Source organism: Pantoea sp. CFCC18177 (assembly GCF_059412425.1).
The window spans coordinates 202,476-219,233 of record NZ_JBNBPL010000007.1; the positions used below are offsets into that span (position 1 = coordinate 202,476).

The following is a 16,758-nucleotide window of genomic DNA, read 5'->3' on the forward strand; positions in this document are numbered from 1 at the left end:
TTATAACATTATGAAAAGACTGATTATTGATTGTGATCCGGGGAATGGAATTGCAGGTGCGAACACTGATGACGGCCTTGCGCTGGCATTAGCGTTGGCTTCACCTTCGCTATCAGTAGAGCTGATTACGACGGTCACCGGTAATACACCGAGCGCCGTGGGCGCGCAGGTGGCTAAAGACCTGTTGCAACGCCTTGGCCTCAATATTCCGGTGGTGCAGGGGGCATTGCAGGCGCTGCGTGAAGACCCGGCGCCGTGGCGCGCCCGCCTTGATGGCGTGCAGGACGAAAAACTCGGCGAACTATGGCGTGGCGTGCGTCAGCCCCAGGTGCTTGCGGCTGATGGCAATGATGCTGCTGGCGTGATGGGGCAGTTGATTTGCGATAACCCCGGTGAGTTTACGCTGGTAGCCATCGGCCCATTGACCAATGTGGCGCTGGCGCTGCAGCGATACCCACAGATGGCGGAATCGGTGGCAGAGATTGTCATCATGGGCGGCGTCTTTGCGTTGGATGATTACATCAAAGACACCAATTTTGGCCTTGATCCGGAAGCGGCCCACCAGGTGTTACACAGCGGTGCCACCATCACCCTGGTGCCGATGGATGCGACCACGCAAACGCTGATGACGCATCAGGATCTTAACCGCCTTACCGCCAATGACCATCCTCTACCGCAGTTTGTGCGCGAGACGCTGCGCCCGTGGATTGACTACTCCATTCGTACACGTCATTTGCCAGGCTGTTGGATCCATGATGCGCTGGTGATTGCCTGGTTGCTGAATCAACGAGTGGCGGATGGGGTCGATTATCATGTCGATATTGAACTGCGTGCCGGTGCCACGCGGGGCAAAAGCTGGCGCTATCGTTTACCCTTGCGATTGGATATCGGCGTGCCTGAGCAAACCGGCGCGTTGGTGCATGTGATGCACAGCGTGAATAATCCGTTACTGCTGGAGATGATCGAGCAGGCATTTAATCGGTTGAAACGCTGAACGATGTGCAATAAAAGGCACCGCGACCTTGCGGTGCACTATCCTCACCCTCCGACACGCTTCCTTACACCGCGAATCACTCCCTGACAATTCCCCGCCGCAGCCGGTCTTTCTGACATGCTATATACAAATGGTTAACACAATAATAACCAGTGAAACCATTTGCTGGATAACGTTCCAATAAATTCCGGTCAACGAACCGGAAGCAATCAGACAGGATACCCCTATGTTCAACTGGACTGCGACCCAGCGAAACGTGGCTTTTGCCAGTTTCGCCAGCTGGACGCTGGATGCGTTCGATTTCTTTATCCTGGTGTTTGTACTCAGCGATCTTGCCCAGTATTTCAACACCAGCGTCTCCGATGTTTCCATTGCCATTATGCTCACGCTTGCGGTACGACCGATTGGCGCATTGATTTTTGGTCGTCTTGCTGAGAAATATGGCCGACGCCCGATCCTGATGCTTAATATCGTGATGTTTTCACTGTTCGAACTGCTGTCGGCTTGGTCACCCAATTTCTCTGCCTTCCTGGCGTTCCGCGTGATTTACGGCGTGGCGATGGGCGGAATCTGGGGGGTGGCATCGTCTCTGGCGATGGAAACCATCCCCGACCGCTCACGTGGTTTGATGTCCGGTATTTTCCAGGCAGGCTATCCCTGCGGTTATCTGCTGGCATCGATTATTTTTGGGCTGTTTTTCGAAGCGGTGGGCTGGCGAGGTATGTTCCTGATTGGCGCGTTGCCGATTCTGCTGCTGCCGTTCATCTATTTCAAAGTGCCGGAATCGCCGGTGTGGTTGGCAGCGCGTGAGAGAAAAGAGAGCACGGCACTGCTACCAATCATTCGTCAGCACTGGAAGATCTGTATCTATATGGTGCTGCTGATGGCGTGCTTTAACTTCTTCAGCCACGGTACACAGGATCTCTATCCCACCTTCCTGAAGGTGCAGCATCAGTTTGATCCCCATACCGTCAGTATTATCGCTATCAGCTACAACATTGCGGCGATGCTCGGCGGGATCACGTTTGGCGCATTGTCAGAACGTATTGGCCGCAAGAAAGCGATTATTCTGGCGTCTTTCCTCGCGCTGCCGGTGCTGCCATTGTGGGCGTTTTCAAGCGGCTCGTGGATGATTGGCATCGGCGCATTCCTGATGCAATTCATGGTGCAGGGCGCGTGGGGTGTTGTTCCTACCTATCTTACCGAGCTGGTGCCGGCAAACGCCCGTGCGGTGCTGCCTGGCTTTGTTTATCAACTGGGTAATCTGATTGCCTCCGTCAATGCGACCTTGCAGTCACGGATTGCAGAGGCCCACGGCGGCAACTATGGCCTCGGGATGGCCATTGTTGCAGGGACGGTGGCGGTACTGATTTGCGTGTTTGTCGCCTTTGGACGGGAGACGCGCGGCATCGAAATCTCTGGTGCTGTGGCGCGCGAGCAACGTTAGAGCGTTTCGCAGACGTCAATCCATTTCGCCGCAGTGAGGTCAGCCATTCGCTGCGGTGAAATGCGCACGGCGCTGTGGATTGAGCCAGCAGCGGGCAACACTTCTTCAAAGCTGCGCAGCGTCACATCACAATAGACGGTCAGGGGATTCTCTAATCCGAACGGGCAAACGCCACCCACCGGATGACCGGTCCAGTTCACCACTTCATCGACGCTGAGCATGCGTGCCTTGGCACCGAGCGCGGCTTTCAGCTTGCGGTTGTCGAGGCGGGCATCCCCACGCGTGACAATCAGCACAATGGCATCTTTCACTTTCAACGACAGGGTTTTGGCGATTTGCCCAGGCATCACGCCATGAACGCGTGCGGCCAGTTCTACCGTGGCGGTGCTCTCTGGCATCTCGATGATATCGATATCAGGTGCATGTTCGGCAAAGAAGTGCCGTACCGACTCCAGGCTCATTTTTTTCTCCGGCAAAAACAGAGACTAAAAGCTGCCATAAGGGGGGAAAAGTGTAAACGAGATAAAAAGAGAATCTGTAACAGAATGCGCGGAGGTTAAACCACTTTTAACGTGCAGTTACCACAACGTTCAACATCAGGAATACGATAGCGCTGGCAGCAACTACGACGTTCCATTTCACCGTTGCGCGGGATCATGGTGCGGTACAGTGGGTTGTCACTGCCATCTAAGAGTGTCTGGGTAAAGAACAGCGCCTGTTGCAACTGCGCAATAACGTGCTCAGGCAGTTGGTTTTTCAGCTCACCCAGGAACCAGTAAAATGAGAAACCCATGTTGTTCCAGATGAGTTTCGCATTGATATCACCGTGCTGCGTCATGCCGTTGACGGCGGGTATCAGACATTGCTGGATCAGGCGATCGATACGCTGCTGTGCGCTGAGGTAGCGAGCCTCGCTGTCTTCCTGCACATCAATCCAGAAGGCGCAAGGGTGACCATTCTCATGGAACTCAACATGAATCAGATGTGGCGCGCAGCTCAGTGCCCGTGGTTCCTGCAGTAGCATCAGCATCAGTGGTGAGAGCAGCAATCCAAAATACCACTGCGCCCACAGTGATTGCAGCGGCTTGGCTTCCTGCTGCACATCAGGGTGATTGCGATACAGGTAATCGCTGTAGCGCTGGGTCAGGCGGCGATAATGCACGGGTTTCGACCATTCGGCGAGCGTCAAAGTTCCGGCCGGGGCGGGTTGTCCAAGCTTCACGTTATCCAGCATGTAGCTGCGTTGATCGCGCATCAGATCTTCCAGCGCGCTCGCTAAAGTGCGGTCGCTCTGCATAAAGATCAGGGGATGCTCGCTGTAGCGATGATCCTGATGCGTGATAATCGGCATGCCGGTCCTGAGTGATAACGGGAATCGAGAAACAAATGATAATCGTTACCAGATTAATGGACAAGGTGTCATCAGCACAACCACCGTAACGTTGGCATTTAACCCGCCGGGTTTCGTACGCATAAAAAAACAGCGCGATAAATCGCGCTGCTTCGTTATATGTCTGATTTTACTGTAACTCGCTGCTCACCGAACTCAGTTTCGGCAAATCTTCCCACGCCAGAATAGTGTTTCGGCCCTGATTTTTTGCCACGTACAGTGCACGATCTGCATTCGACACCGCCTGATCAAAATCTTCAGCGAAAATCGGGGCGATGCCCGCACTGATGGTGACATGGGTAGAGACCTTTTCGTTAAAGCGGTGGGGGATCTCTAAATCCACCACGTACTGACGTATCCGCTCTGCCAGTTTCATCGCAATCGAGGCATTGACGTTGGTCATCAACACCAGAAACTCTTCCCCACCGTAACGTGTCACCACATCACGGGAACGCACCGCATCACGAATGGCAACGGAGACGCGCGCCAGGGCCTGGTCGCCCATCGCATGGCCATAGTTGTCGTTATAGGCTTTGAAGTGATCGATATCCAGCAACAACACATAATGACTACCCGCATGGTTTTCCATGATGGTATCCAGTCGATTCTTGAGTCCGCGGCGGTTGTAGAGGCCCGTCAGCGGGTCCAGCATACTCAAATCGCTGAAACTCTCTTTTTCCTCATACAGTTGGCTCACCAGGCGTCGCGTAAACGTATCAAAGCGGCGGCGCATTAAATGGTGCAATGAGAAACCGATTAATGGCAGGGCAATAGTGAATATGATCATCACTAAATGCTGGCCATCATCTAATAACAGCACAGTTAATACTGGCGGCGTAATGTGTAAACAGAATGCAATCAAATAATCACTCAGCGCAATCGCACTGACAAAGAACACGCTTAACAAGCTGATTATTAAAAAGCTGCCATCGAAATAAAAAACCTGATGATATCTATGGTTAATATGCCAGGCCCACAGCGCACCTAATATCAGGGCGACAGGATTTAATAGCGGTAATTTTTGTTTTGGCATCACTAAACAGATTGTCAGTAATGTCAGGCTAAAAGCGGCGACCAACCCCACTGGCAGCGAACTTACCGGGCTATCTGTGCCTAAAAAAGGTAACAGGCAAAAAAGCGAAACGGCGACATTTAAAAACAAAAAAAGCATCAGCGAAAGCCGATATTTGCTGTGTTTCAACTCATCATAAGATTGTAATTTCATTATTATTACTCGTGACAGCCCTGAAATATCAAAGCGCTACCCGAGGGAATTAATCCCGCAAACCGGATAGTGAGCACGTTATTGTTGTGTTATTGAAAATGTTATCGGCGGCAATTTAGCATTTTTCAGTAAATCTGTCATCCAACGTCACTTAGCTAAAAAAAATCGCTGCAAGATGAGAAATGTTGTCATATGATAATACGAATATTTATCATTTGAGGGTTGCGCGATGATCATGGCGATGATGGCCGCCTGCGGCTTATGGGGTGTGAGCTGGATGATGGGTAAACGCCTGGACAGTGGCTGGGGTGTGTTACTGCCGTGTGCGGCACTGCCGATTTTTGCGTTGTGGGAACCGAGCTTTAGTCAGTGGCGCGTGGTAATGATTGTTGCGCTGCTGCTCACGGTGGTCATGCTGTTCCACCATCGTTTACGTCACTATTTACTGCTGCCTTCTTGTCTGGCACTGGCGGGCGGCGCGGCTGCCATCACGGTGAACTTCCATATCATCTAATGCCGTTTGCTGAACGGCAGAAACGACAACATCACGCAAAGGCGTGATATTTTCATTTTCTAAATAGGGGATTTTACTGCCAGATAAGTAAGACAACGTGGTGCGAAGGGAGGGACTTGAACCCTCACGTCCGTAAGAACACTAACACCTGAAGCTAGCGCGTCTACCAATTCCGCCACCATCGCATTGTGTTGTCTTTTTTTGTTTATACCATCGCATTGGTGCGAAGGGAGGGACTTGAACCCTCACGTCCGTAAGAACACTAACACCTGAAGCTAGCGCGTCTACCAATTCCGCCACCATCGCTCAGTGCTATGATATAAACTTTGTGATTATTGGTGCGAAGGGAGGGACTTGAACCCTCACGTCCGTAAGAACACTAACACCTGAAGCTAGCGCGTCTACCAATTCCGCCACCATCGCGTACCGTGCAACACCCTAAAGTATTGCTAACCACGGAGGCGCATTCTAGAGATTTTACTCATTGCGTCAATACATATTTCGCGACGATGAAACGATTGCTGCAAAAAACAACGTTTTCACCGTCGCGCTGATGCAATCGCGCCATTAACGCGTTTTGGCACCACGACCGTATACCGCGCGGTACACCTTAAAGCGTCCGGTTTGGGCCAGCACTTCGTGGTTACCAAAGGTTTCATCCAGAATCTGCGGATAGGGCAGGAAGGCGTTGGCGACGATACGCAGTTCGCCGCCGCTGTTCAGATGCTTCAGTGCACCGCGAATCAGCGTGTTGGCCGCGTCCAGACTGGTTTGCAGGCCATCGTGGAACGGCGGGTTGGAGATGATCATATCGAAACGACCGGTGACATCCGAGAAGACGTTACTGGCGAAGACTTCACCCTCTAACTCGTTAGCAGCCAGTGTGAGTTTACTGGCTTCAATCGCTGCTGCATGAACATCACATAACCACAGGCGCACGCGCGGTGAGATCTGTGCCAGTACTGTCGCCAGCACGCCGCTTCCGCAACCGATATCCAGCACTTTACCGCGTGCATGCGGTTCCAGCGTCGAGAGCAGCAGATCGCTGCCGATATCCAGACCATCGCGGCTGAACACGCCAGGGAGCGTATGGATAGTGAGATGCTCAATCATGTAAGTGTTGCCATAGCTGCTGGCATCGAAGCTTGGCTGCTTATCCAGACGACCATGATACAGTCCGCAGCGGCGAGCGCTATCGACTTTCTCCAGCGTTGCCCACGCTTCCAGCATGCCTTCTGCGCTGCGCACACCGGCGCGGTTTTCGCCGATGACAAAAATATCGCAGCCAACAGGCAGTAATGACAGCAAGTTCTGCAACTGGAACTGCGCTTCGGGCTTGTTTTTCGTCCAGTAATAAACCAGCGTATCGCAGCCAGCGACATCATCAGCAGTCGCTACCATGCTGTAAACCGCTCGTTCACCGAGGCGACGGCTCAGGTTCTGCCAGTGATGGTACTGCTGGGTATGCACACGTGTAGAGGCCGTTTCCAGCTGGGCAGGCAGGTCATCCTGCAGGTCGCCAGCAAAAAGCACATGGCGGGTGGTAAATTCATCACTGTGGCGCAGAATGACTTCGCTGGCCGGGGTAAAAGCAGACATGGAACACTCCTGTTAAATCAGAGCAGCGATTATATACACGTCATACTTCAAGTTACAGGTGCGTTGGCGACTCTCGCTCACCGAATCACTTACCTGAAGTAAGCTCATCGGACTCACTCCTTTTCCCTCCTTCCTGAACCAAGAGTAGGCCCCATGAGGGGACTCGAATTATTTTGGGTATTGTGCTTTGTTGGCGCATGTTCGATGGGTTTGCTAGCATAGCGTCGCATTCTGGCAGCATAACGGGTAACAGCATGAGTACAAGACGCGACTGGCTCCTACAGCAAATGGGGATTACGCAGTACCAATTGCGGCGTCCACGCGTGCTACAGGGCGAAATTGCTGTCACGCTGACGCCGGGTACACGTTTGGTGATGGTGACTGAACAGGCTCCTGAGTTGCAAGAACCGCTGATTCGCGACGTGCTGCGCGTGCTGAACATCCAGCCTGCTCAGGTCATGACGCTGACGCCAGAACAGCTGCCCATGCTGCCCGAGCAGGTCGATTGTGCCGGCTGGCTAATGGGCGTGGAGAGCGAACATCCCTTTAACGGCATCACCTTTACCACTGCCGTTTTCAACGAATTGATCAGCAGCGGTGCGGCAAAACGCGCCCTGTGGCAACAGATGTGTAACCATGACAACCATCTCTTTAGTCACCCCTGAAGACCAGCCGCTACTGCTGGCCATTGAACGCCGTAGCCACGCTTTCCCATGGAGCGAGCAAACTTTTGCCAGCAATCAGGGCGAACGTTTTGTTAATTTTCGCCTCGAAGCCGAGGGTAAACTGGCGGGATTCGCCATCACCCAAGTGGTGCTGGATGAAGCCTCGTTGTTCAATATCGCCGTCGATCCCGATTTTCAGCGCCGCGGTTATGCACGCCAGCTGTTACAGCATTTGATTGCTGAGCTGGAAGCGCGCGAAGTGATGACGCTGTGGCTGGAAGTGCGGGCCTCGAATCATCCGGCGATTGCACTGTACGAACTGCTCGATTTTCATCAGGTCAGTATCAGGCCCAACTATTATCCCACCGCCAATGGGCGTGAAGATGCCATCATCATGGCGCTAACGCTGTAAAAAGGGACATTATGCTAAACGACTGGGAATGCATCCTGTTCGATGCAGACGACACACTTTTTCATTTTGACGCCTATGCCGGTTTGCAACGCATGTTCGCCCGTTATGACGTGCAGTTCAGCGACCAGGATTACGCGGATTACCAGGCGATCAATAAACCGCTGTGGGTGGATTACCAAAACGGCACCATTTCAGCCTTACAGCTACAGACTCGCCGCTTCACGCTATGGGGTGAGAAACTCAGCGTGGCACCAGAAGTGCTGAACAGTGATTTTCTCGGAGCCATGGCGGAGATCTGCTTGCCGCTTGAAGGGGCTGCCGAGTTACTGAACACGCTTAAAGGCAAGGTGAAAATCGCCATCATCACCAATGGCTTTACCGCGTTGCAGCAGGCACGCCTGGAACGCACCGGTTTCCGTGACTTCTTTGATGAATTGATCATTTCGGAGCAGGTCGGTGTACCCAAGCCCGATGTGGCGATTTTCGATCATACATTGCAGTTACTCGGCAACCCAGATCGTAGCCGCGTGCTGATGGTGGGCGATACGCCAGAATCCGACGTTCTGGGTGGCATGAACGCGGGAGTGAAAACCTGCTGGATCGATCACGGCACACGCCCGCTGCCGGAACACATCACGCCAACCTGGCAGGTCAAAAACCTGGCGGAACTGCAGGCGTTGCTGACTAATATCTAAAAGTATCTATTCACTGTTGATGTGCATTTATCGTAAAAAGCCCGCCGTGCGGGCTTTTTTTTTGAAAGTATCTATGCATAAATCTATTCATGAATCTATTCATGAGATGATGGTTATGGTGGATTTGCAGAACTTCTTGCTAGCAGGACCGCTGAGTGCCGCCGAGCTGCTACAACGGTCGGGCGTGAGCCAGGCGACATTATCGCGTCAGTTGCGGCAACAGCCGCACATCATTAAATGGGGCCGGGCACGCGCCACTCGTTATGCTTTGCTTCGTCCGATTCAGGGTGAAAATCAATTTCCGCTCTACTGCATTTCCGCTCAAGGGCAGGCCATGTCAGCCGGTTATCTGTTGCCGACATGGCCACAAGGCAGTTGCCTGTATCTTGACCAGCATGAACGCGGTCATTTCTATGATGGTTTACCCTGGTTCTTACAGGACTTGCGACCGCAGGGATTTATTGGTCGTCAATGGGGCATAGAACATGCAGCACAGCTGGGATTAAATGATGACATTCGGTTATGGAGTGATGAGCAGTGCTTAATGGCGCTGGCAAACGGTGGAATCGATATGCCGGGTGCGTTTCTCATCGGTGAGCGCCCTTACCAACGCTGGTTGCTGCAGGCGTCTCCGCAACCCATTCGCGAAGTGGAGAAAGTTAATCGCTATCCGCAGCTGGCGCAGCATGCGTTGAGCGGTGACGAGCCAGGATCGTCAGCAGGGGGGGAACATCCCAAATTTCTCTGCTTTGCTGATACTCCAAACGGCGCCCGCCACTGCCTGGTGAAATTCACTGCCTCACGGCAAGGCGATAATGCTCAACGATGGCGTGATTTAGTGCGCGCTGAGCATCTGGCACTACGGCATTTAAATGCCGGTGGCCTGGCCGCGGCAGATAGCCAGTTAATTGAAAGTGAAGATCAGCTTTTTCTCGAAGTGCAGCGTTTTGACCGTACGGGTGAGCGCGGTCGGCACGAGATGGCTTCACTGGAAGCGGTCAGTGCGGAATTTATCGGCCACCCACAGCACTGGCCTGATGCGCTTCGAGAGTTACATCAGCAACGTCGTATTGACGATGAGTCGCAACATCGTGGCACCTTGCAATGGGCATTTGGTCGCCTTATTGCCAATAGCGATATGCATGCAGGTAATTTGTCGTTCTTCACCGGGCATGAGCCTTTTAGCCTGACTCCAGCTTACGACATGCTGCCGATGGCTCTGGCGCCCAATTCGCAGGGGCACATGCGTATGGAAGTCAAACTGACGTTGGATTTCTCGTTGTCCGCTGAAGTATGGCGCGCTGCCAGCGCAATGGCAAAAACCTACTGGCAGGCAATTGAAAGTGATGAACAGTTCAGCCTCGATTTTCGGCAAATTGCTGCACATGCCTTGCAGCAGTTAACTGCGTTAGCTGCAACGCTGAACAAAATGGCTTAACTCTTTTTTTCATTCTCAGCGGTTGCGACCGCTTCTTCTTCCTCTTTGTCCTCTTTCACTGCGCGGCTGGCGGTGAGCAAGAACGGCGACTGCTGCCAACGGGTGCGGCGATCACGCAGCAAGGTACGGGTCAGGATGATGCCAATCGCCAGCGCCAGCAGCATCATCAGGCGCAGGATGTTGGTGGTGTTATCCACCTGGCGCGATTCGGTGACCAGTACGTGGGTATCGAGGGTGACGCGCAGGAAACCTTGTGGTCCCTCTTTGCCTTCCAGCGGCTGCACAATTTGATGATTGAAATAGCTACCGGCACGTTTGCCGTCCAGCGCCAGACGATCGCGCACGTTAATGCTTTCGCCGCTGTGGGCCACCAGACTGCCATCATCGGCATACACTGAGGCATCCAAAATGCGGCTGTTATCCGTCATCTGATCCAGGATAGCTTCGATCTGCGTGCGGTTATCGTCGCTGTTGTCCATCAGTGGTTTCAGGCTAAACGCCACCTGACGTGTCAAGGTGTGCGCCAGTTCTTCCACCTGTTCAGAGCGCGCCATTTGATGGCCGAGACTGAACCAGGATGCCCCTTGCATCAGCACCACTAACAGGGCCAGCGAGATAAGAACAATCACCGTGCGATGCAGGCGAAATTTCAGTGCGGTTTTAACCATCAGGAACCCGTGTGACGTAACAGCAGAAAGGCTGGCAATTATGTTGCCAGAACCCGCGCAGACAAGGTAGCCTCTTGCGTGGTTTTGTTGTCCCTACAGGAGCTGTAATGCCAAATCGTCTTACCTGGTGCGATCTGCCCGCCGATGTTTCACTTTGGCCGGGTCTACCCCTTTCCCTCAGCGGTGATGAAGTGATGCCGCTGGATTACCGTGCCGGTCGAACTGGCTGGTTGCTGTATGGGCGTGGGCTCGATAAACAAAAACTGACCGATTATCAGCATCTGCTGGGTGCGGCGATGGTGATCGTCAGCGCGTGGAACGTCGATGAATATCAGGTGATTCGTCTGGCCGGTTCACTGACACCGCGTGCCGCTAAACTGGCGCATGATGCCGGTTTTGATGTGGCACCGCTCGGCAAAATCCCGCATCTGAAAACCCCTGGGTTACTGGTGATGGACATGGATTCGACCGCCATTGAGATCGAATGCATTGATGAGATCGCTAAACTGGCGGGCTGCGGCGAGCAGGTTTCGGAAGTCACCGAACGCGCGATGCGTGGCGAACTGGACTTCAAAGCCAGCCTGCGTGAACGCGTGGCGAAACTGGCGGGTGCTGATGCCAACATCCTCAAGCAGGTGCGTGACACGCTGCCGCTGATGCCGGGCCTGACCACGCTGGTGCAGAAACTGCAGGCGCTGGGCTGGCAGGTGGCGATTGCTTCAGGCGGCTTTACCTACTATGCCGATTATCTGCGCCAGACGCTGCACCTGACGGCAGCGGTGGCTAATGAGCTGGAAATGCGCGATGGCAAGCTGACCGGCGAAGTGCTGGGGCAGATTGTGGATGCCCAATTTAAAGCCGATACCCTGAAAAATCTCGCCGAACGTTATGAGATCGCCCCAGAGCAAACCGTGGCGATTGGCGACGGCGCGAACGATCTGCCGATGATTAAAGCGGCGGGTCTGGGTATTGCTTACCATGCTAAACCGAAAGTGAATGAGCAGGCGTCGATCATCATCCGCCATGCCGATTTGATGGGTGTATTCTGCATCCTGACCGGCAGCCTGATTCACGAAGAGCGTTAACAGAGGATTTGATTTGGCCAAAGCGGCAAAACGCGCCTTCGTTTGTAACGAATGTGGCGCTGATTATCCGCGCTGGCAGGGGCAATGCAGCGCCTGCCAGGCGTGGAACACCATCACCGAGGTGCGCATTGCCGCCTCGCCCGCGGCTGCGCGCAACGACCGTCTGACGGGCTATGCCGGGAATGCCGGTGCCAGTCGGGTGCAGAAGCTGTCAGAAATCAGCCTTGAAGCCTTGCCGCGTTTCTCCACCAGTTTTAAAGAGTTCGACCGCGTACTCGGTGGCGGCGTGGTGCCGGGCAGTGCGATTTTGATTGGTGGTAATCCCGGTGCCGGTAAATCCACCTTGTTGCTGCAGGTGATGTGTAAGCTGGCAGAAGGGATGAAAACCCTGTACGTCACCGGTGAAGAATCACTGCAACAGGTGGCAATGCGTGCCCATCGTCTGGGATTACCCACCGAAAACCTGAATATGTTGTCGGAAACCAGCATCGAGCAGATCTGTCTGATCGCCGAGCAAGAGCAGCCAAAGCTGATGGTGATCGACTCAATCCAGGTGATGCATATGGCGGATATCCAGTCTTCGCCGGGCAGCGTCGCGCAGGTGCGTGAAACCGCGGCATACCTGACGCGCTTCGCCAAAACGCGCGGCGTGGCCATTGTGATGGTGGGGCACGTCACCAAGGATGGCTCGCTGGCCGGTCCGAAAGTGCTGGAGCACTGTATCGACTGTTCGGTGCTGCTGGATGGTGATGCCGATTCTCGCTTCCGCACCCTGCGCAGCCATAAAAACCGCTTTGGTGCGGTGAACGAGTTAGGCGTGTTCGCCATGACCGAGCAGGGCATGCGTGAAATCAGTAACCCGTCAGCTATTTTCCTGTCGCGCGGTGACGAAGTGACGTCCGGCAGTTCGGTGATGGTGGTGTGGGAAGGATCGCGTCCGTTGCTGGTGGAGATCCAGGCGCTGGTGGACCATTCGATGATGGGCAACCCGCGCCGTGTTGCTGTGGGTCTGGAACAGAACCGTCTGGCGATCTTGCTGGCGGTGTTGCACCGTCATGGCGGCTTGCAGATGGCGGACCAGGATGTGTTCGTCAACGTGGTGGGTGGCGTAAAAGTCACGGAAACCAGTGCTGACCTGGCGTTGTTGCTGGCAATGGTGTCGAGCCTGCGCGATCGCCCGCTGCCACAGGATCTCGTGATCTTCGGCGAGGTGGGGTTAGCCGGTGAGATCCGCCCGGTGCCGAGCGGTCAGGAGCGTATTTCTGAAGCGGCCAAGCACGGCTTCAAACGTGCGATTGTGCCGGCAGGGAATGCGCCGAAGAAGACCATTGATGGCATGAAGGTGTACAGCGCCAAGAAGCTGGCGGATGCGCTGGCGATATTGGATGAGCTGTAAAGTGGTCTGATGCCCTCACCCTAACCCTCTCCCACAGGGAGAGGGAACCGAAAGCAGGGGCTGTGAGCTCGCATTCAGAGTCACGCTTTTGCAAGATGCACAGATTTCTCCCTCGCCCGCTTGCGGGAGAGGGCCGGGGTGAGGGCCAACGCGCACCACACCCCATTTTTTTCCACGCAGGAGGCACCAAATGTCATCATTCGACTACCTGAAAACAGCCATACGCCAGCAGGGCCATACGCTGCAGCAGGTTGCAGATGCCAGCGGGATGACCAAAGGCTACTTAAGCCAGTTGCTGAATGCCAAAATTAAAAGCCCGAGCGCGCAGAAGCTGGAAGCACTGCACCGTTTTCTCGGACTGGAATTCCCACGCCGTGACAAAACCGTCGGCGTGGTGTTCGGTAAGTTCTACCCGCTGCACACCGGGCATATCTATTTGATTCAGCGCGCCTGTAGCCAGGTCGATGAGTTGCACATCATCATGGGCCATGACGATCCGCGCGATCGTGAACTGTTTGAAAACAGCGCCATGTCGCAGCAGCCAACCATCAGCGACCGTCTGCGCTGGCTGCTACAGACCTTCAAATACCAGAAAAATATCCGTATTCACTCCTTTGATGAAGAGGGGATCGAACCCTATCCGCATGGCTGGGATGTGTGGAGTGAAGGGGTGAAAAAATTCCTGTCAGAACAGGGGATTGAACCCGATTGCATCTATACCAGTGAAGAGCCTGACGCGGCGATGTATCAGCAGCACCTCGGCATTCCTACCGTGGTGGTGGATCCTAACCGATCCTTTATGAACATCAGCGGCGGGCAGATTCGTCAGGATCCGTTCCGTTACTGGGAGTACATCCCCACCGAAGTGAAGCCGTTCTTTGTGCGCACCGTGGCGATCCTTGGTGGGGAATCCAGCGGCAAATCGACGCTGGTGAACAAGCTGGCGAATATCTTTAATACCACCAGTGCCTGGGAGTATGGCCGTGATTATGTCTTCTCACACTTGGGTGGGGATGAGATGGCGCTGCAATACTCCGACTACGACAAAATCGCACTGGGGCAGGCGCAGTACATCGATTTCGCGGTGAAATACGCCAGCAAAGTCGCGTTTATTGATACCGACTTCATCACCACCCAGGCGTTTTGCCTGAAGTATGAAGGGCGTGAGCATCCGTTCGTGCAGGCGCTGATTGATGAGTATCGTTTCGATCTGGTGATTCTGCTGGAGAACAATGTGCCTTGGGTGGCGGATGGCTTGCGTAGCCTCGGCAGCTCAATGGATCGCCGTGAGTTTCAGTCGATGCTGGTCACCATGCTGCGTGAAAACAACATTGAGTTCGTCCACGTCAAAGAGGATGACTACGATGCACGCTTCCTGCGCTGCGTTGAGTTGGTGAAACAGATGCTGGGGGGATGATCTTCACAGCCATAAAAAAGGCGCCAATCGGCGCCTTTTTCACATCATAACCATTACTTCGCCATACGCTTGTACTTGATACGCTTTGGCTCCAGCGCGTCAGCGCCGAGGGTGCGTTTCTTGTACTCTTCGTATTCGGTAAAGTTACCTTCGAAGAACTCCACTTTGCCTTCATCCTGATAATCGATGATGTGCGTGGCGATACGGTCAAGGAACCAACGGTCATGCGAGATCACCATGGCACAGCCTGGGAATTCCAACAGGGCGTTTTCCAGCGCGCGCAGGGTTTCGATGTCCAGGTCGTTGGTCGGTTCATCGAGCAGCAACAGGTTGCCGCCGACCTGCAGTAGTTTCGCGAGGTGCAGACGACCACGCTCACCACCAGACAGTTCGCCAACACGTTTGCCCTGATCGGTACCTTTGAAGTTGAAGCGACCGACATAGGCGCGGCTTGGCATCTCAACGTTGCCGACACGCATAATGTCCTGACCGCCCGAGACTTCCTCGAACACGGTTTTCGAATTGTCCATGGCGTCACGGAACTGATCCACTGACGCCAGCTTGACGGTTTCGCCCAGCTCGATGGTACCGGAATCTGGCTGTTCCTGACCGGACATCATGCGGAACAGCGTGGATTTACCCGCACCGTTTGGACCGATGATGCCAACAATTGCACCCTTCGGCACAGAGAAGCTCAGGTCATCAATCAGGACACGATCGCCATACGATTTGTTCAGGTTGGTCACTTCCAGCACTTTATCGCCAAGGCGCGCACCAGGTGGAATGAACAGTTCGTTGGTTTCGTTACGTTTCTGGTATTCGGTGTTGTTCAGCTCTTCGAAGCGCGCCAGACGGGCTTTGCCCTTAGACTGACGGCCTTTCGCGCCCTGACGAACCCACTCCAGCTCTTTCTCAATCGACTTGCGACGCGCCGCTTCAGAAGAGGCTTCCTGCGCCAGACGCTGATCTTTCTGCTCCAGCCAGGAGGAGTAGTTACCTTCCCACGGAATACCTTCACCGCGGTCCAGCTCCAGAATCCAGCCTGCAACGTTATCCAGGAAGTAACGGTCGTGCGTAATCGCTACCACGGTGCCTTCGAAGTCGTGCAGGAAGCGTTCCAGCCAGGCCACGGATTCTGCATCCAGGTGGTTAGTCGGTTCATCCAGCAGCAGCATGTCTGGTTTTTCCAGCAGCAGGCGGCACAGCGCGACGCGGCGGCGCTCACCACCGGACAGGTTGCCAATTTTGGCATCCCAGTCTGGCAGACGCATCGCATCAGCAGCACGGTTCAGCTGGGTGTCGAGGTTGTGGCCATCGTGTGCCTGGATCACTTCTTCCAGACGACCCTGTTCTGCCGCCAGCTTGTCGAAATCCGCGTCCGGATCAGCGTACAGGGCGTACACTTCATCAAGACGTTTCAGCGCCCCAACCACTTCAGAAACCGCTTCTTCCACAGATTCACGCACGGTGTGCTCTGGGTTAAGTTTCGGTTCCTGTGGCAGATAGCCCACTTTGATGCCCGGTTGTGGGCGTGCTTCCCCTTCGATATCGGTATCGATACCGGCCATGATGCGCAGCAGGGTGGATTTACCCGCGCCATTCAGGCCGAGTACACCGATTTTGGCGCCAGGGAAGAAGCTAAGAGAGATGTTCTTCAGGATGTGACGCTTCGGCGGAACCACTTTGCCGACGCGATGCATGCTATAGACGAATTGAGCCACGTTGTAATGAGCCTCTGGTCTGTGAATGGTGGAACTTCAGATGGTGAAGTTTAGCCGTTTTCACCCGGCAATCACAGCCGCATGGCGTTGAA

At 54.1% G+C, this 16,758-nt stretch carries 16 protein-coding genes and 3 tRNA genes; 10 read left to right on the forward strand and 9 right to left on the reverse strand.

Annotated elements, in window-relative coordinates; genetic code table 11:
- The first annotated feature begins 10 nt into the window (after positions 1-10).
- Both ACPUC8_RS09890 and ACPUC8_RS09895 read left to right on the forward strand, forming a co-directional pair.
- The gene (locus tag ACPUC8_RS09890; protein ID WP_039329546.1) at positions 11-994 is read left to right on the forward strand and encodes a nucleoside hydrolase; all 984 of its coding nucleotides are present in this window, start codon (positions 11-13) and stop codon (positions 992-994) included.
- Positions 995-1,220: 226 nt separating this feature from the next.
- Positions 1,221-2,441, forward strand: a complete 1,221-nt coding sequence (locus ACPUC8_RS09895) for an MFS transporter (protein ID WP_039329544.1) — start codon at positions 1,221-1,223, stop codon at positions 2,439-2,441.
- Here ACPUC8_RS09895 and ACPUC8_RS09900 read toward each other — a convergent pair.
- From ACPUC8_RS09900 to ACPUC8_RS09910, 3 genes are all read right to left on the reverse strand, one after another.
- The gene (locus ACPUC8_RS09900; RefSeq protein ID WP_039329541.1) at positions 2,438-2,902 is read right to left on the reverse strand and encodes a YbaK/EbsC family protein; all 465 of its coding nucleotides are present in this window, start codon (positions 2,900-2,902) and stop codon (positions 2,438-2,440) included. The genes ACPUC8_RS09895 and ACPUC8_RS09900 overlap by 4 nt on opposite strands.
- A 95-nt stretch (positions 2,903-2,997) precedes the next feature.
- Complete coding sequence (gene fhuF / locus ACPUC8_RS09905) at positions 2,998-3,792, reverse strand: siderophore-iron reductase FhuF (protein WP_039329539.1); 795 nt, start codon at positions 3,790-3,792, stop codon at positions 2,998-3,000.
- 169 nt (positions 3,793-3,961) lie between these two features.
- Complete coding sequence (locus ACPUC8_RS09910; protein WP_039329536.1) at positions 3,962-5,056, reverse strand: GGDEF domain-containing protein; 1,095 nt, start codon at positions 5,054-5,056, stop codon at positions 3,962-3,964.
- 229 nt (positions 5,057-5,285) lie between these two features.
- Between ACPUC8_RS09910 and ACPUC8_RS09915 the strand changes: the two genes are divergently transcribed.
- The gene (locus ACPUC8_RS09915) at positions 5,286-5,570 is read left to right on the forward strand and encodes a DUF1435 domain-containing protein (protein WP_039329534.1); all 285 of its coding nucleotides are present in this window, start codon (positions 5,286-5,288) and stop codon (positions 5,568-5,570) included.
- A 98-nt stretch (positions 5,571-5,668) separates the two neighbouring features.
- On the opposite strand, the gene ACPUC8_RS09920 is transcribed toward ACPUC8_RS09915, so the two are convergent.
- From ACPUC8_RS09920 to rsmC, 4 genes are all read right to left on the reverse strand, one after another.
- Positions 5,669-5,755 (reverse strand) — tRNA-Leu (locus tag ACPUC8_RS09920).
- A gap of 34 nt (positions 5,756-5,789) precedes the next feature.
- Positions 5,790-5,876, reverse strand: a tRNA-Leu gene (locus ACPUC8_RS09925).
- Positions 5,877-5,906: 30 nt separating this feature from the next.
- Positions 5,907-5,993, reverse strand: a tRNA-Leu gene (locus tag ACPUC8_RS09930).
- 144 nt (positions 5,994-6,137) lie between these two features.
- Positions 6,138-7,169, reverse strand: coding sequence for a 16S rRNA (guanine(1207)-N(2))-methyltransferase RsmC (gene rsmC, locus ACPUC8_RS09935; RefSeq protein WP_039329532.1), 1,032 nt, complete (start codon positions 7,167-7,169; stop codon positions 6,138-6,140).
- Positions 7,170-7,423: 254 nt separating this feature from the next.
- On the opposite strand from rsmC, the gene ACPUC8_RS09940 reads away from it, so the two are divergent.
- From ACPUC8_RS09940 to yjjJ, 4 genes are all read left to right on the forward strand, one after another.
- A complete protein-coding gene (locus tag ACPUC8_RS09940) occupies positions 7,424-7,834 on the forward strand; it encodes a DNA polymerase III subunit psi (RefSeq protein WP_039329530.1) in 411 nt (136 codons plus the stop codon).
- Positions 7,806-8,246, forward strand: coding sequence for a ribosomal protein S18-alanine N-acetyltransferase (gene rimI / locus ACPUC8_RS09945; protein ID WP_039329528.1), 441 nt, complete (start codon positions 7,806-7,808; stop codon positions 8,244-8,246). Before ACPUC8_RS09940 ends, rimI begins: the two co-directional genes overlap by 29 nt.
- Before the next feature lie 11 nt (positions 8,247-8,257).
- Positions 8,258-8,941 (forward strand): pyrimidine 5'-nucleotidase, encoded by a 684-nt coding sequence (gene yjjG, locus ACPUC8_RS09950; protein WP_494926110.1) that lies wholly within the window; start codon positions 8,258-8,260, stop codon positions 8,939-8,941.
- Between the two features lie 115 nt (positions 8,942-9,056).
- Complete coding sequence (yjjJ, locus tag ACPUC8_RS09955; RefSeq protein ID WP_039329586.1) at positions 9,057-10,379, forward strand: type II toxin-antitoxin system HipA family toxin YjjJ; 1,323 nt, start codon at positions 9,057-9,059, stop codon at positions 10,377-10,379.
- Here the strand turns inward: yjjJ and ACPUC8_RS09960 are convergent.
- Positions 10,376-11,047 (reverse strand): YtjB family periplasmic protein, encoded by a 672-nt coding sequence (locus ACPUC8_RS09960; protein ID WP_039329525.1) that lies wholly within the window; start codon positions 11,045-11,047, stop codon positions 10,376-10,378. The genes yjjJ and ACPUC8_RS09960 overlap by 4 nt on opposite strands.
- A 107-nt stretch (positions 11,048-11,154) precedes the next feature.
- Here ACPUC8_RS09960 and serB point away from each other — a divergent pair, with 107 nt between their 5' ends.
- The 3 genes from serB (at position 11,155) to nadR (ending at position 14,945) form a co-directional block, all read left to right on the forward strand.
- A complete protein-coding gene (gene serB, locus ACPUC8_RS09965) occupies positions 11,155-12,132 on the forward strand; it encodes a phosphoserine phosphatase (RefSeq protein ID WP_039329523.1) in 978 nt (325 codons plus the stop codon).
- A gap of 13 nt (positions 12,133-12,145) precedes the next feature.
- Positions 12,146-13,528 (forward strand): DNA repair protein RadA, encoded by a 1,383-nt coding sequence (gene radA / locus ACPUC8_RS09970; protein WP_039329521.1) that lies wholly within the window; start codon positions 12,146-12,148, stop codon positions 13,526-13,528.
- 190 nt (positions 13,529-13,718) lie between these two features.
- Positions 13,719-14,945: a multifunctional transcriptional regulator/nicotinamide-nucleotide adenylyltransferase/ribosylnicotinamide kinase NadR gene (nadR, locus tag ACPUC8_RS09975; protein WP_039329519.1), complete on the forward strand. Its 1,227-nt coding sequence runs from the start codon at positions 13,719-13,721 to the stop codon at positions 14,943-14,945.
- Positions 14,946-14,998: 53 nt separating this feature from the next.
- On the opposite strand, the gene ettA is transcribed toward nadR, so the two are convergent.
- Complete coding sequence (ettA, locus tag ACPUC8_RS09980) at positions 14,999-16,666, reverse strand: energy-dependent translational throttle protein EttA (RefSeq protein WP_071885751.1); 1,668 nt, start codon at positions 16,664-16,666, stop codon at positions 14,999-15,001.
- Positions 16,667-16,758 lie beyond the last annotated feature (92 nt).

Coding starts and splice junctions, on each gene's coding strand:
- ACPUC8_RS09890 (WP_039329546.1), top strand. CDS start 11: ATGAAAAGACTGATTATTGATTGTGATCCGGGGAATGGAATTGCAGGT.
- ACPUC8_RS09895 (WP_039329544.1), top strand. CDS start 1,221: ATGTTCAACTGGACTGCGACCCAGCGAAACGTGGCTTTTGCCAGTTTC.
- ACPUC8_RS09900 (WP_039329541.1), bottom strand. CDS start 2,902: ATGAGCCTGGAGTCGGTACGGCACTTCTTTGCCGAACATGCACCTGAT.
- fhuF (WP_039329539.1), bottom strand. CDS start 3,792: ATGCCGATTATCACGCATCAGGATCATCGCTACAGCGAGCATCCCCTG.
- ACPUC8_RS09910 (WP_039329536.1), bottom strand. CDS start 5,056: ATGAAATTACAATCTTATGATGAGTTGAAACACAGCAAATATCGGCTT.
- ACPUC8_RS09915 (WP_039329534.1), top strand. CDS start 5,286: ATGATCATGGCGATGATGGCCGCCTGCGGCTTATGGGGTGTGAGCTGG.
- rsmC (WP_039329532.1), bottom strand. CDS start 7,169: ATGTCTGCTTTTACCCCGGCCAGCGAAGTCATTCTGCGCCACAGTGAT.
- ACPUC8_RS09940 (WP_039329530.1), top strand. CDS start 7,424: ATGAGTACAAGACGCGACTGGCTCCTACAGCAAATGGGGATTACGCAG.
- rimI (WP_039329528.1), top strand. CDS start 7,806: ATGACAACCATCTCTTTAGTCACCCCTGAAGACCAGCCGCTACTGCTG.
- yjjG (WP_494926110.1), top strand. CDS start 8,258: ATGCTAAACGACTGGGAATGCATCCTGTTCGATGCAGACGACACACTT.
- yjjJ (WP_039329586.1), top strand. CDS start 9,057: ATGGTGGATTTGCAGAACTTCTTGCTAGCAGGACCGCTGAGTGCCGCC.
- ACPUC8_RS09960 (WP_039329525.1), bottom strand. CDS start 11,047: ATGGTTAAAACCGCACTGAAATTTCGCCTGCATCGCACGGTGATTGTT.
- serB (WP_039329523.1), top strand. CDS start 11,155: ATGCCAAATCGTCTTACCTGGTGCGATCTGCCCGCCGATGTTTCACTT.
- nadR (WP_039329519.1), top strand. CDS start 13,719: ATGTCATCATTCGACTACCTGAAAACAGCCATACGCCAGCAGGGCCAT.